This is a genomic window from Streptomyces sp. NPDC051582 (assembly GCF_040681715.1).
GTDB lineage: Bacteria > Actinomycetota > Actinomycetes > Streptomycetales > Streptomycetaceae > Streptomyces.
The window spans coordinates 88,676-102,460 of the sequence record NZ_JBFAZJ010000010.1 but is presented as its reverse complement, the minus strand read 5'-3'; the positions used below and the strand labels follow the sequence as shown (position 1 = coordinate 102,460).

The window sequence follows — 13,785 nt, the reverse complement described above, 5'->3', positions numbered from 1 at the left end:
CCCTTGGACGATGTCAGCTGCGGTGGTTGTTCTTGGCGTTCGGGTCCTTGGCAGCCTTGTCTACCGCAGCCTGGGCCCGCTTGATCCATTCCTTTGGCAGGATCCGCTTGGCCATCAGCTCATTGGACGCGTTCTGGATCTCGGTGTCCATTTCGCTGTACCAGTCGGGGTACAGGTAGTTGAAGGTGTTCGTCCCGGCCGTCTTGACGGCCGCGACCGCGGACGCCGTGCCGGGGCGCAGCTTGACGTTCGGGTCGACGCCGTCCTTGACCACGGTCAGGGAGTTGGCCTGCTGGGCGAAGAGCGTGGACCATTCGCGCGACAGCATCGAGCGGAGGAACTCCAGGCCGCCGGCCTTGTTGGCGGCCTTCTCCGGGACGATGAAGGGCTCGCCGGCGCCGGCCCGGATGGCCTCGAAGGGCAGCTTGCTGTCGGCGAGGGTCGGGACCGGCAGGAACTTCATGTCGAAGTCCTCCGGCGTCTGCTTGAGCTGCTCGTTCTCCAGCCAGGAGCCGGAGGGGATGAAGGCCGCCTTGTACTGGTTCCAGGCGGTCTGGGACTCCGTGTGCGTGAGGCCGTTGGTGCCGGCCATCAGCAGGTCCTTCTCGACCACCTCGTAGATCGCCTCGACGGCGGCGAGGGCGGCGGGGTTGCCCTCGAAGGCGTTCGGCTCCAGGTTGTCGATCGCCTTCATGGCCTCCAGACCGCCCTTCTTGGCGATCAGGTCCATGATGACGACGTTGATGTAGTACGGGAACTTGCCCTGGTGGGCGAGCCCGCCGATGCCGGCCGCCTTGGCCTTGGCGCAGATGTCCAGGAACTCGTCCCAGGTCTTCGGCTCTGCCCAGCCCTTCTCCTTGAAGAGCTTGCCCGAGTACCAGAAGCCGAACACGGTGTAGACGTAGTAGAGGGCGACGAACTTGCCTCCCTGGGTGCCCTGTTCGACGGTGCCGGGGATGAGCATGTCCCGGACCTTCTTGGCCGGGTCGTCGAGCGAGGGCGCGTCGAGCACCGGGGTGAGCTCGGCGAGCTGGCCGCCCTTGGCGAGGACGTCGACCTTGATCTGCTGGGCGCCGGAGTCGTCGATGACGTCCGGCGGGTTGCCGCCGTTGAAGCGGGGCTGGAGCTTGGCGGCGATCTCCTGGGTGCCCAGGTGGGAGCTGGTGGTGCCCCACTTCTTGTCGAAGGCGGCCTCCCAGGCCTTCGCGTAGTCGTCGCCGAAGCCGCCCTTGAAGACGACCACGTCCAGCTTGCCGCCCTTGGCGACGCCGAACGGGTTCTCCTTGGTCACCGCACCCTTGTCCGGCCCCTTCGTGGTGTCCTCGCCGCCGGAGGCGCAGGCGGACAGGAAGCTCATCGTGGGCACCGAGATCAGTCCCAGTGCCGCCGAGCGCTTGATCAGGTCACGGCGGCCGATGCCCTCACCAGTGGATCCCATGCTCATGTCCTCGCCTTCGTCAGAAGTGTGAAGGAGGCCGGGACTCGACGAATGCCCGTGGTCACCGCACGTACGGACATCACCGCAGGTCCTCGCCATCCCCCCGGTCCGGTGCCGCTCTCACGGGATGAGCCGGACGAGGCACAGGTATAGTCCACTTCCGTTCATGTGAGCAAGATCATGCACACGGTTGTCCGTCAGCTTTTCCGAGTTGAGACCTCTCCGAAACCTGGCCCGGTCCGGAAAAAAGCGGAAGGGCCGTATCCCCTTGACGGGGATACGGCCCTTTGGTGCCGCTGGTACCGCTAGTGCCGCTGGTGCCGTCAGCCTCGGATGAGGTTGCGGAGCACGTACTGCATGATGCCGCCGTTGCGGTAGTAGTCCGCCTCACCGGGGGTGTCGATGCGGACGACCGCGTCGAACTCCACACCGGTGTCGGTGGTGACCTTGACGGTGCGCGGGGTGGTGCCGTTGTTCAGCTCCTCCACACCGGTGAAGGAGAAGGTCTCCTCGCCGGTGAGGCCCAGGGAGGCGGCCGAGGCGCCCTCCGGGAACTGGAGCGGGAGCACGCCCATGCCGATCAGGTTCGAGCGGTGGATGCGCTCGTAGGACTCGGCGATGACGGCCTTGACGCCGAGCAGCGCGGTGCCCTTGGCGGCCCAGTCGCGGGACGAGCCCGAGCCGTACTCCTTGCCCGCCAGGATGACCAGCGGGATGCCGGCGGCCTGGTAGTTCTGGGAGGCGTCGTAGATGAACGCGACCGGCGCGTCCGGGGCCGTGAAGTCGCGGGTGAAGCCGCCCTCGGTGCCCGGCGCGATCTGGTTGCGCAGGCGGATGTTGGCGAAGGTGCCGCGGATCATGACCTCGTGGTTGCCGCGGCGGGAACCGTACGAGTTGAAGTCGCGGCGCTCGACGCCGTGCTCGGTGAGGTACTTGCCGGCCGGGGTGTCGGCCTTGATCGCACCGGCCGGGGAGATGTGGTCGGTGGTGACCGAGTCGCCCAGCTTCGCCAGCACGCGCGCGCCGGCGATGTCGGAGACCGGGGTGGTCTCCATCGTCATGCCCTCGAAGTAAGGGGGCTTGCGCACGTAGGTCGACTGCGGGTCCCACTCGAAGGTGTTGCCCGTCGGGATCGACAGCGCCTGCCACTGGGCGTCGCCCGCGAAGACGTCCTGGTAGGACTTGCTGAACATGTCCTCGCCGATGGCGTTCGCCACGACGTCGTTGACCTCGGCCTCGGAGGGCCAGATGTCCGCGAGGAAGACCGGCTTGCCGTCGGTGTCGGTGCCCAGGGCGTCCTTGGTGATGTCCACCTTCATGGAGCCCGCGATGGCGTACGCGACGACCAGCGGCGGGGAGGCCAGGTAGTTCATCTTGACGTCGGGGTTGATGCGGCCCTCGAAGTTGCGGTTGCCCGAGAGCACCGAGGTGACCGCGAGGTCGGCCTCGTTGATCGCCTTCGAGATCTCCTCGTCCAGCGGACCGGAGTTGCCGATGCAGGTGGTGCAGCCGTACCCGACGAGGTTGAAGCCCATCTTGTCCAGGTACGGGGTCAGGCCGGCCTTGTCGAAGTAGTCGGTGACGACCTTCGAGCCGGGGGCCAGGGTGGTCTTGACCCAGGGCTTGCGGGTCAGGCCCTTCTCGGACGCCTTCTTGGCCACGAGCGCCGCGGCGACCATGACGTAGGGGTTCGAGGTGTTGGTGCAGGAGGTGATCGCGGCGACGGTGACGGCGCCGTGGTCGATCTCGAAGGAGGTGCCGTCGGCCAGGGTCACCAGGGTGGGCTTGGTGGGCACACCGTTGGAGGACGCCGGGGCGTCGGACGCCGGGAAGGACTCCTTGCCGGCCTCCTCGTCGTCGGAGACGTAGTTGCGTACGTCGACGGCGAACTGCTCGGCGGCGTTCGCCAGGACGATGCGGTCCTGCGGGCGCTTCGGGCCGGCGATGGAGGGGACGACCGTGGAGAGGTCGAGCTCCAGCTTCTCGGAGAAGTCCGGCTCGGCGGCCGGGTCCAGCCACAGGCCCTGCTCCTTGGCGTACGCCTCGACGAGCGCGACCTGCTGGGCGTCGCGGCCGGTCAGGCGCAGGTACTTCAGGGTCTCGTCGTCGATCGGGAAGATCGCGGCGGTGGAGCCGAACTCCGGCGACATGTTGCCGATGGTGGCGCGGTTCGCCAGCGAGGTGGCGGCGACGCCCTCACCGTAGAACTCGACGAACTTGCCGACGACGCCGTGCTTGCGCAGCATCTCGGTGATCGTCAGCACGAGGTCGGTGGCGGTGGTGCCGGTGGGCAGCTCGCCGGTCAGCTTGAAGCCCACGACGCGCGGGATCAGCATGGAGACCGGCTGGCCGAGCATCGCGGCCTCGGCCTCGATGCCGCCGACGCCCCAGCCCAGCACGCCCAGGCCGTTGACCATGGTGGTGTGCGAGTCGGTGCCGACGAGGGTGTCGGGGTACGCCTGGCCGTTTCGGACCATGACCGTGCGGGCCAGGTGCTCGATGTTGACCTGGTGGACGATGCCGGTGCCCGGGGGGACGACCTTGAAGTCGTCGAAGGCGGTCTGGCCCCAGCGCAGGAACTGGTAGCGCTCCTTGTTGCGGCCGTACTCCAGCTCGACGTTCTGCGCGAAGGCGTCCTTCGTGCCGAACTTGTCGGCGATGACCGAGTGGTCGATGACCATCTCGGCGGGCGAGAGCGGGTTGATCTTCGCCGGGTCGCCGCCGAGGGCCTTCACGGCCTCGCGCATCGTGGCGAGGTCGACGACGCAGGGGACGCCGGTGAAGTCCTGCATGATCACGCGAGCCGGCGTGAACTGGATCTCCTCGCTGGGCTGGGCCTGCGAGTCCCAGTTGCCGAGCGACCGGATGTGGTCGGCGGTGATGTTCGCGCCGTCCTCGGTACGGAGCAGGTTCTCCAGCAGGACCTTCAGGCTGTAGGGAAGGCGGGCGGAGCCCTCGACCTTGTCCAGCTTGAAGATCTCGTACGACTCGTCGCCCACCTGCAGCGTGCTGCGGGCGTCGAAGCTGTTCGCCGACACGACAGTCTCCTTCATGCATGAAATTCGCGCGTTTTACCGCAATCCTGCCGCCACGCCCTGTGGCCAATCCGCTAAGGTAAGGCTAAGTTAGGTGAGCCTTACCAGCAGGGGCGGCTGCGGTACGCCTTCGGCAGATATCTCGATGTCGAGATAACTCTAATGCATTGCCGCGCCCTGGTCATGCACGGCATGGGCCAGATCACAGTCGGGGAACGCCCCCGGAGGTTCGGGAGGACGTACGCGAAGACGTACGGAGGGACGTACGGGAGGACGTACGCACGGTCAGCGCGGCCGGGACGGTCAGCTGGCCGGGCTCCGCTCCGTGCGGGGACTCCAGCAGCGCCACGAGCGCGGCGACGGCGCTCTCCCCGATCACCTCCGGGCGCAGGGTCACGGTGCTCACGGGCGGGTCGCCCGCCGCGTACGAGGGGTCCTCGCTCGCGCAGACGAGCAGCAGCTCGTGCGGTACCCGCAGCCCGTGCCGGGCGGCGGCGGCCAGCACCTGGCGCCCGCCCGGGTCGTACACGCAGTACACCGCGTCGGGGCGGGGGCGGCCGGGCGCGGCGAACACCGGGTCGAAGGCGTGGCCGGCGGCGTCCTGCGGGTCGAACGCGACCACCACTTCGGCCACCCCGCGCTCGGCGCACCAGCCGGCGTACGCCGAGGTGACGGCCTCGGTGTAGTACTCGCGGCCGTACGCGGAGTGCAGCGCGATCCGCGTGGCCCCGGCGGCGGCGAGGTGGTCGAGGACCTCGCGGGTGGTGGCCTCGTGGTCGTTGTCCACCCACACGTCCCCGGGCCTGGGGTCGGGGGGCCGGCCGTCGAAGACCACCGGCAGACCGCGGGCCCGCAGGGCGCGGAGCACCGGATCGCCCGCCGGGCTGTCGAGCAGCAGCATCCCGTCGACGGCGAGGTCGTGCCACAGCGGTTCGGCGCCCCGGTCGGCGGGCAGCAGGGTGAGGGCGTAGCCGCGGGCGTGGGCGGCCGCGGTGGCGGCGGTCAGCAGCCGGGAGAAGTAGGCGATCTCGACGTAGTTCCAGGGGGAGCCCGCGTACGTGGTGACGGCGAGGCCGAGCGTACGGGTGCGGGGGCCGCGGCGGGCGCTGTAGCCGAGGGCGGCCGCCACCTCGCGGACCCGGCGGCGGGTGGACTCGCCGACGCGGCCGGTGCCGCCCAGCGCGTGCGAGACGGTCGCCGTGGAGACCTCCGCGGCGCGCGCGATGTCGGCGATGGTCGGTCCGGGGCCGGGCACGGGGTCATCGTACGGACGGCGGTGCGGATTTCGTCGGCCGCGGCGGGTTCTGGTTAAGGGGTTAATCAAACAGTGTCCTGGCCACACCGACGTTTGGAGTGGCCATGACCTCTGCTTCCTTCCCTTCCCCCTCTTCCCCCTCTTCCCCCTCTTCCCCCTTGTCGCGCCGGGGCCTTCTCGGAGCCGTCGGCGCCGTCGGGGCGGCGGGCGCGGCCGGTCTGCTGGGCGCGGGGCCCGCGGCGGCGGCCACCGCCTCCGGCGGGCGCGGTTCGGCCGCCCTGGTGATCCACGGCGCCCGGGTGTTCACCGGGACCGCGGGCGGCGGGGCGCCGGTCGAGGCGGTGGCGGTCGGGCGGGACGGGAAGATCCTGGCCACCGGGAGCGGTTCGGCGGTGCGCCGGCACATCGGGCGGGACACCGAGGTCGTCGACGCCCGCGGGAACACGGTGATGAGCGGCATCCACGACGGTCACGTGCACCCGCTGGGCGCCGGAGACCGGTCGCTGCGGCCCTCGCTGGAGGGGGCCGAGACCACGCTGCCCGAGCTGCGGGAGCTGCTGACCGGTTTCCTCGCCGACACCGGGGGCGCCGGCGCGGAGCCGGACCGCTGGCTGGTGGTGGAGGACTGGAATCCGGTCGGGCTGCTGCCGACCGGGAGCGTGCCGCACCACTCGATGCTGGACGCGCTGGCGACCCGCAGGCCGGTCGCGCTGGTCGGCGGCGACGGGCACAACATCTGGGTCAACCGGCGGGCCCTGGAGATCGCCGGGATCACGGCGGCCACCCCGGACCCGGTCGGCGGCCGGATCGTGAAGGGGGCCGACGGGCAGCCGACCGGCGTCCTGAAGGACGACGCGCAGGACTTGGCGAAGCGGCACGTCCCGGAGGCCTCCCGGGCCGAACTGGTCGCGGCCTGCGCGAAGGTGCTGGAGCTGGCGGCGGCGTCCGGGGTCACCACGATGATGGACGCCCTGGTCGGACGGCACGAGCTGGAGCTCTACCAGGCCCTGGCGGCGGCGGGGAAACTGCCGCAGCGGATCGTCCCGGCGATCCGGCTCGACGCCGGGCAGACCAAGGACCCGGCGGCCGCGCTGGCGTACGCGCGCGGGCTGCGGCGGGAGTTCGAGGGGGTGCGGGGCCTGCGGTTCGGCATGGTCAAGGTGTTCCTGGACGGGGTCATCGAGTACCCGGCGCAGACGGCCGCGCTGCTGGAGCCGTACCTGGACGGCAACGGCAGGCCCACGGCGAACCGGGGCGAGCTCTACACCTCGGCGGCCGACTACGGCCGGCTGACGGCGGCCTTCAACAAGGCCGGCTGGCAGCTGCACGCCCACGGGCTCGGGGACCGGGCGGTGCGTACCGCTTTGGACGGGTACGCGTACGCCCACCGGGTGACCGGGCAGCGGGACGCGCGCAACGCGATCGCCCACCTGCAGATCGTGGACCCGGCGGACCTGCGGCGCTTCGCCCAGCTGGGCGTCGCGGCCTGCATGCAGCTCCAGTGGGCGGCCGAGGACACCTGGACGATGGACGCGCTGCTCCCGTACATCGGTCCGCAGCGCCACCGGTGGATGTACCCGGCGCGCAGCCTGGAGCGGGCCGGGGCCCGGCTGACCGGCGGCTCGGACTGGCCGGTGGACGCGCTCCAGGTGTGGAACCAGCTGCGGACGGCCATCGACCGGCAGGGCGCGTACGGGACGGGTGAGCTGCACCGGGAGCTGGAGGGGCTGAGCCGGAACTCGGTGCTGCGGATGCACACGGCCGGGACCGCGTGGCAGCTGCGGCAGGAGGGGCTGACGGGGACGGTGGAGCAGGGCAAGGCCGCGGACCTGGTGCTGCTGGACCGGGATGTGACCCGCTGTCCGGTGGCCGACATCAGCGGAACCGGCGTACGGATGACCCTGGTCGGCGGCCGGGTGGTGCACGACGCGGACTCGGAGGCGGGCCGCGCCGCGGCGGCCCGGGCGGCGCGCGCGGGATCCGGACCGCGCCCGGCGGCGTACGCGGCGGTGCACGGGGGCCGCCACCACGCGTGCGGTCACTAAATCTACATAATGAGGGGGATGTCCATAATTGGAGCGATGCGTTGCGAGACGGGTGGAAGCGACACGCAGAACATCTGACGGTCGGTAACACCCGTCTGCCACACCCGACGCAGAGGGCATCTCATATCTGAGATACGGTGCATCCATGGCAGACGACTACCTCGTACGCATCGGCAAGCTCATCCGTGACGCCCGGCAGCACCGGGGCTGGACGCAGAGTCAACTCGCGGACGCGCTGGGCACCAGCCAGAGCGCCGTGAACCGGATCGAGCGCGGCAACCAGAACATCAGCCTTGAGATGATCGCCCGAATCGGTGAAGCCCTCGACAGCGAAATCGTCTCTCTGGGCTACGCCGGCCCGATGCACCTGCGGGTCGTCGGCGGCCGCCGGCTGTCCGGCGCCATCGACGTCAAGACGAGCAAGAACGCCTGCGTGGCCCTGCTGTGCGCCACGCTGCTCAACAAGGGCCGCACGGTGCTGCGCCGGGTCGCCCGCATCGAGGAGGTCTACCGGCTCCTCGAAGTCCTGAACTCCATCGGCGTCCGCACCCGCTGGATCAACGAGGGCGTGGACCTGGAGATCGTCCCGCCGGCCCGCCTCGACATGGACGCCATGGACGCGGACGCGGCCCGGCGCACCCGGAGCATCATCATGTTCCTGGGCCCGCTGCTGCACCGGATGGACCAGTTCCGCCTGCCGTACGCCGGCGGCTGCGACCTCGGCACCCGCACGATCGAACCGCACATGATCGCCCTGCGCCGCTTCGGCCTGGACATCACGGCGACCGAGGGCATCTACCACGCGAAGGTCGAGGCGGGGGTCTCCCCCGGCCGCCCGATCGTGCTGACCGAGCGCGGGGACACGGTCACCGAGAACGCGCTGCTGGCCGCCGCCCGGCACGACGGCGCCACGGTCATCCGCAACGCCTCCTCCAACTACATGGTCCAGGACCTGTGCTTCTTCCTGGAGGCGCTCGGCGTGCGCGTGGACGGCATCGGCACGACGACGCTGACGGTCCACGGCATCCCGAACATCGACGTGGACGTGGACTACTCCCCCTCCGAGGACCCGGTCGAGGCGATGAGCCTGGTCGCGGCCGCGGTGGTCACGGAGTCGGAGCTGACGATCCGCCGGGTCCCGATCGAGTTCATGGAGATCGAGCTCGCGGTACTGGAGGAGATGGGCCTCGACCACGACCGCTCGGCGGAGTACACGGCGGACAACGGCCGCACCCGCCTGGTGGACCTGACGGTCCGCCCCTCGAAGCTCGAAGCCCCGATCGACAAGATCCACCCGATGCCGTTCCCCGGGCTGAACATCGACAACGTCCCGTTCTTCGCGGCCATCGCGGCAGCGGCCCAGGGCCAGACGCTGATCCACGACTGGGTGTACGACAACCGGGCCATCTACCTGACGGACCTCAACCGCCTCGGCGGCCGCCTCCAGCTCCTGGACCCCCACCGCGTCCTGGTCGAGGGCCCGACGCGCTGGCGCGCGGCGGAGATGATGTGCCCGCCGGCCCTCCGCCCGGCGGTGGTCGTCCTCCTGGCGATGATGGCGGCCGAAGGCACCTCGGTCCTGCGCAACGTCTACGTCATCAACCGCGGCTACGAGGAACTCGCGGAACGCCTCAACTCGGTGGGCGCCCAGATCGAGATCTTCCGCGACATCTAGGGAGTCGGACACAAGGTGGCCGAGCAGGCAGTGCAGACGCTCCCTCAGAAGTGGCCGATGACCTACGAGATCACCTCCTCACACCCCTCGGCGCCCCCCAACCCCTTCCGTCGCCTCGTGCACGGCACGCGCCGCGGTAGACGCGTTGACTGACGTGCCATCAGTGACACGGGCGCGCACTTGAGGCCCCATCACCCCTCACCAGGGGTGATGGGGCTTCGGTCTTTTGATCCGCATTTGCCAAGAAAAGCGCAGGCCAAAGGCCCCCACCGGGAACCGATGCAGCGCTTGACGCTACCCAGAGTGGACGAATACCGTCCGTGCGTGGCCGACCGGGTCCCGCCTCTCGGGGAGCTCGGGAAGCCGTGCGACGCCTCAACTCGCCTCGGCCGGCCCGGTGTCGCCGACCACTTCAAAGCCGCAGGGAAAGCAAGAGACCTGCCCACCCCCGGAGCCGGGCAGCGTCCCGTGTACTTCGGGCGCTCGCCCGGCCGCGTTCGCCCGGGAGGTGAAGGAGGCCAAGGCGCAGCGCCGTCCACTCACGGTCTTCCTGCCGACGGGGGCTCTCGGCGTTCACGACGCGGACGGCATCGAGCCGGCCCCCCACCGCCCGAATCGGTATCGGGATCGGCGGCAGCGGTGACACCTCGGCCACGGCGACCGCCGTACCCGCTCCTTCCGCCTCCCCCTCCGCGAACGTCCTGACGATGCCTGACATCGCCGGCAAGGACGTCGCTCAGGCGGTGCTGCTCCTGAGGCCGTACAAGCTCGATCGCATCGACCGGAGGAGCGCCTACACCGACGTCGCCCTTCCCTCGAACACGGACGACTGGATCGTCTGCACCCAGAACCACGACAAGGGCGAGGTCATCACGGAGCCGCAGAAGATGACCGTGCTCCTGCACATCACCGATCCCGGCACCCCGTGCCCGAAGCTGCTGGGCAACCCGCTCCACCCGGCGGCCACCCACACGCCTGCGCCCGGCATCGCCCCGGATCCGGAAGCCTCCCTGGCCCGCGCCTTGGCACCCGGCATCGCAAGGGGCGGTGCCGGCGGACGACGGCCGCAGCTCGACGCGGGGCGCTAGTCGATGTGGAAGGCGTGGAGCCTGGTCGTGTCCCGGGCGTAGAGCCGGGTGGCGCCGGGGTCGGAGGCCAGGGTGTCCGCGCGGGTTTCGTAGCGCCAGACCGGGCGGTGGGTGCGGGTGTCCACCGCCCGGAGGCCGGTGCTGTCCATGCTGTAGACGTGGCCGGCGGATACCACCGGGGCGATGTCGCCGTTGGGGACGGCGTCCTTCACGGGGGGCTCCGTCCAGCGCTCGGTGCCCGTGCGGGCGTCCACGGCGACGATGCCGCCCGCGCCCTCGACGGCATAGACGACCCCGTCGCGGACGGTGGGGATGCCGTAGCGGCGTTGGCCGTACAGGTTCTTCACCTGCTCGCGGTCCTTGCCGAAGGACCAGGCCGGAGCACCGTCGGAGAGCCGCACCGCCTGGAGGGTCGCGGTGCCCAGGTAGACGTGTTCCTCGTCCGCGGCCAGCCGGTGGGGCACCGCGCCCGGGACGGACAGTGACTTCTGCCAGCGCGTCGCACCGCCGGCGGTGTCGTGCAGGGCCAGGGTCAGGGTGTCGCCCGCGTCGGCGCGGCGGCACAGGAGCAGTCCGCCCTTGACCGGCTTGCCGCGCACCACGGCCGGGAGGTTCCGGGCGACCAGGTCCTTGTCGGGGGCCGGCGCGGGCCGGCGCCACAGTTCGCGGCCGGACTGCAGGCTCGCCGCCACCAGGAACCACGCCTCGCCCGCGGCGGACTTGGCAAGGAGGTACGCCGCGGCGCCGTCCACGCACAGCAGTTGGTTGAGTACGTGGGTGCCGTCGAAAGCCGGCAGCTTCACGACGGGGGACGGCTCCTTGCCGGACTCCAGAGGGAGGAGCAGCACCTCAAGTGCTGCCGGGTCAGGGGCGTCGGGCTCCTTCAGCGCGTACAGCGCCGTGCCGTCGGTGGTGACGCGCCAGGTGTGCGTGATGCGGTAGTCCTGCCGCGGTGCGCCCGTCTGCGCGTCCATGCCGACGGCCGTGATCCCCGCGACCGCGAAGAGCAGGCTGCCGACCCGCAGCGGCTCGGCGCCCTCTCCCGTGCGCGCGATGTCGCGTGTCCACAGCGGGGCGGGGGCGGGTCGCAGGGGGAGCTGGGCGTCCGGCGCCCCGTCCTGGGCCCGGTTGGCCCGCCAGGCCCACAGGCCTCCGCCGGCGAGGCCCGCGCCGCCGACCGCGGCTGCGGCCAGCGTGAGCAGGGTGCGGCGCGAGACGCCCGTCGCACGGGGTTCCGCGGCAGGCGGCGGGAGCCGGTCCGGGGGCTCGCGCCAGACCAGTGCGCTGCGCCGGGCGATGTCCGCGAGGACGGGCTGCGGCAGCCCGTCCTCGAAGAGGCCGTCCCCGGGCGCGAGCAGCTGCGCCAGCTCGGCGGTCGCGGGCCGCCGTGCCGGGTCCTTGTCCAGGCAGCGGGCGAGCAGCCGCGCCAGTCCCACCGGTACGCCGCTCAGGTCGGGCTCCGCGTACCGCACCCGGTAGAGGAGGTCGGCGGCCTGCCCGCCGCCGAACGGGGCGTGCCCGCTCGCCGCGAAGACGAGGACCCCGGCCAGCGCGAACACATCGCCCGCCGGGGTGTGTTCGAGACCGCCCGCCTGCTCGGGGGACATGTACGCGGGCGTGCCCGCCACCGCACCGACCCGCGTCAGCCGCTCGTCGCCGAGGGCGCGGGCGATACCGAAGTCGATGACCTTCGGCCCGGCCGCCGTGATCATGATGTTGGACGGTTTGAGGTCGCGGTGCACCACGTCCGAGCGGTGCAGCAGGCCGAGCGCCCGGGCGAGGTCCGCGCCCAGCGTCCGGACACCCGGCTCGGGCAGCGGTCCCCCGGCGCGTACCGCCTCGTCCAGCTGCGGTCCGATCAGGTACTCGGCGGCCAGCCAGGGCGTCGCGGCCAGGGCGTCGGAGGCGAAGACGCGGGCGCCGTACCGGTCGCCGATGATCCGGGCCGCGTCCGCCTCCAGCCGGAACCTGGTGCGGAAGTCGGTGTCGGCGGCGATCCGGGCGTGCGCGGTCTTGAGCGCGACCGTGCGCCCGCCCGCCGAGCGGGCCAGGTAGACCGTGCCCATGCCGCCGCTGCCCAGCCGGGCGAGCAGCCGGAAGCCGCCGACCTGCTGCGGGTCTTCGTGGGTGAGCGGCGCGAACGGGGAACGGGGGGCGTCCGGCGAAGGGGCGGGGTTCGGCGACGGGGGAAGGTCCGGGGAGGCCGCCGGGTCGGAGGAGGCCGGGGGGGTCGGGGAGGCCGGGGGCGATACCTGGGGCATGGGGGTCAGTGCACCTTCCGGGCCGGCGCGAGCGGCTCCCGTGCCGCGGTCAGTTCCATGCCGAGCAGCCATGCGGACTGGTGCGCCAGCGCGGCGACGACACGACCCGGCAGCGGCAGGGGGGCCGCGTGGTCGAGGACCGTCCCGGCCGGCAGCGGCGAGGCCTCCGTGGGGCCGGTACCCGCGACCGGTGCCGCGAGCTCGCGCAGCAGCTCCTGCGCCGACGGCCGGTCCGCGGGGTCGCGCGCCAGGCACGCGGCCACCGGGCGCCGCAGCCCCGGCGGCAGTTCGCTCTGCTCGGGCACGGTGTGCCCGGTCGAGGCGTACGCCAGCACGGCGCCGAGCGCGAAGACGTCCCCGAGCGGTCCGGGCGGGCCGCCCGCCGCCTCCTGCGCGGCGAGACAGCCGGCATCGAGCCCGGGAAGCCCCGCCCGCGGTGTCCCCTCGGGGGCGGCCGCCCGTACCGCACCGAAGCAGGTCAGCAGCGGGCCGCCCGGGGTGAGCAGTACGGCTGCCGGCGACAGGCCCGCGTGCGTCACGCCCCGGGCGTGCGCGGCGGCCACCCCCTCCGCCAGCGCGGCGCCCAGTCCGCGGACGAGGTTCTCGGGCAGCGGGCCGCCGTACGCGGCGAGCACGGCCGGCAGCGGCAGCACGGGCGTGTACGGGGCCGCGTACCAGGGCAGTCCGGCCGTCCCGCCCACCTCGGCGACGGTGAGGAACCGGGCCACGGACAGCCGTCGGGCCCACTCGGCCTCGATCGCCCACCGGGAGGGATCGGCGCCCACCCGGGGCAGGACGACGAGGACGGTGCGCTCGCCGTCGGCGGTGCGCGCCAGGTAGCGGCGTTCGGGAACGGTGCGCTCGGTGGAATCGGCGTCGAGCCGGGCCAGGGTCGTGTACGGCCCGATGTACGGCGGGTCGTCCTGGCGTAGGCGTTCCATGCGCGGTCCCCGGGGTCGGTGAAGTGGCGGACCGAGCCTAAGCGCTG

8 protein-coding genes are annotated in these 13,785 nt (G+C 71.6%); 3 read left to right on the top strand and 5 right to left on the bottom strand.

Going from position 1 to position 13,785, the window contains the following annotated elements:
- Positions 1–13: 13 nt before the first annotated feature.
- The 3 genes from ngcE to AB0M92_RS15635 form a co-directional block, all read right to left on the bottom strand.
- On the bottom strand, positions 14–1,444 hold the full coding sequence (gene ngcE, locus AB0M92_RS15645) for an N-acetylglucosamine/diacetylchitobiose ABC transporter substrate-binding protein (RefSeq protein ID WP_366102671.1): 1,431 nt from the start codon (positions 1,442–1,444) through the stop codon (positions 14–16).
- 317 nt (positions 1,445–1,761) lie between these two features.
- Positions 1,762–4,476 carry an aconitate hydratase AcnA gene (acnA, locus tag AB0M92_RS15640; RefSeq protein WP_366102670.1) on the bottom strand — a complete coding sequence of 905 codons (2,715 nt, stop codon included), beginning with the start codon at positions 4,474–4,476 and terminating at the stop codon, positions 1,762–1,764.
- A 199-nt stretch (positions 4,477–4,675) separates the two neighbouring features.
- Complete coding sequence (locus AB0M92_RS15635; protein WP_366102669.1) at positions 4,676–5,728, bottom strand: LacI family DNA-binding transcriptional regulator; 1,053 nt, start codon at positions 5,726–5,728, stop codon at positions 4,676–4,678.
- A gap of 158 nt (positions 5,729–5,886) precedes the next feature.
- On the opposite strand from AB0M92_RS15635, the gene AB0M92_RS15630 reads away from it, so the two are divergent.
- The 3 genes from AB0M92_RS15630 to AB0M92_RS15620 all read left to right on the top strand — a co-directional run bounded on the left by AB0M92_RS15630 (position 5,887) and on the right by AB0M92_RS15620 (position 10,536).
- Positions 5,887–7,773 (top strand): amidohydrolase, encoded by a 1,887-nt coding sequence (locus tag AB0M92_RS15630; protein ID WP_366102667.1) that lies wholly within the window; start codon positions 5,887–5,889, stop codon positions 7,771–7,773.
- Positions 7,774–7,918: 145 nt separating this feature from the next.
- Positions 7,919–9,448, top strand: a complete 1,530-nt coding sequence (locus AB0M92_RS15625) for a UDP-N-acetylglucosamine 1-carboxyvinyltransferase (RefSeq protein ID WP_366102666.1) — start codon at positions 7,919–7,921, stop codon at positions 9,446–9,448.
- Positions 9,449–10,155: 707 nt separating this feature from the next.
- Positions 10,156–10,536: a hypothetical protein gene (locus tag AB0M92_RS15620; RefSeq protein ID WP_366102665.1), complete on the top strand. Its 381-nt coding sequence runs from the start codon at positions 10,156–10,158 to the stop codon at positions 10,534–10,536.
- Here AB0M92_RS15620 and AB0M92_RS15615 read toward each other — a convergent pair.
- On the bottom strand, positions 10,533–12,797 hold the full coding sequence (locus AB0M92_RS15615) for a protein kinase (protein WP_366102664.1): 2,265 nt from the start codon (positions 12,795–12,797) through the stop codon (positions 10,533–10,535). The two genes, AB0M92_RS15620 and AB0M92_RS15615, sit on opposite strands and share 4 nt — an antisense overlap.
- A 5-nt stretch (positions 12,798–12,802) precedes the next feature.
- On the bottom strand, positions 12,803–13,738 hold the full coding sequence (locus AB0M92_RS15610; protein WP_366102663.1) for a serine/threonine protein kinase: 936 nt from the start codon (positions 13,736–13,738) through the stop codon (positions 12,803–12,805).
- Between the last annotated feature and the right edge of the window lie 47 nt (positions 13,739–13,785).

Excerpts from the sequence above, each read along its gene's own strand:
- ngcE (WP_366102671.1), bottom strand. The coding sequence starts at position 1,444 with ATGAGCATGGGATCCACTGGTGAGGGCATCGGCCGCCGTGACCTGATC.
- AB0M92_RS15625 (WP_366102666.1), top strand. The coding sequence starts at position 7,919 with ATGGCAGACGACTACCTCGTACGCATCGGCAAGCTCATCCGTGACGCC.
- AB0M92_RS15620 (WP_366102665.1), top strand. The coding sequence starts at position 10,156 with ATGCCTGACATCGCCGGCAAGGACGTCGCTCAGGCGGTGCTGCTCCTG.
- AB0M92_RS15615 (WP_366102664.1), bottom strand. The coding sequence starts at position 12,797 with ATGCCCCAGGTATCGCCCCCGGCCTCCCCGACCCCCCCGGCCTCCTCC.
- AB0M92_RS15610 (WP_366102663.1), bottom strand. The coding sequence starts at position 13,738 with ATGGAACGCCTACGCCAGGACGACCCGCCGTACATCGGGCCGTACACG.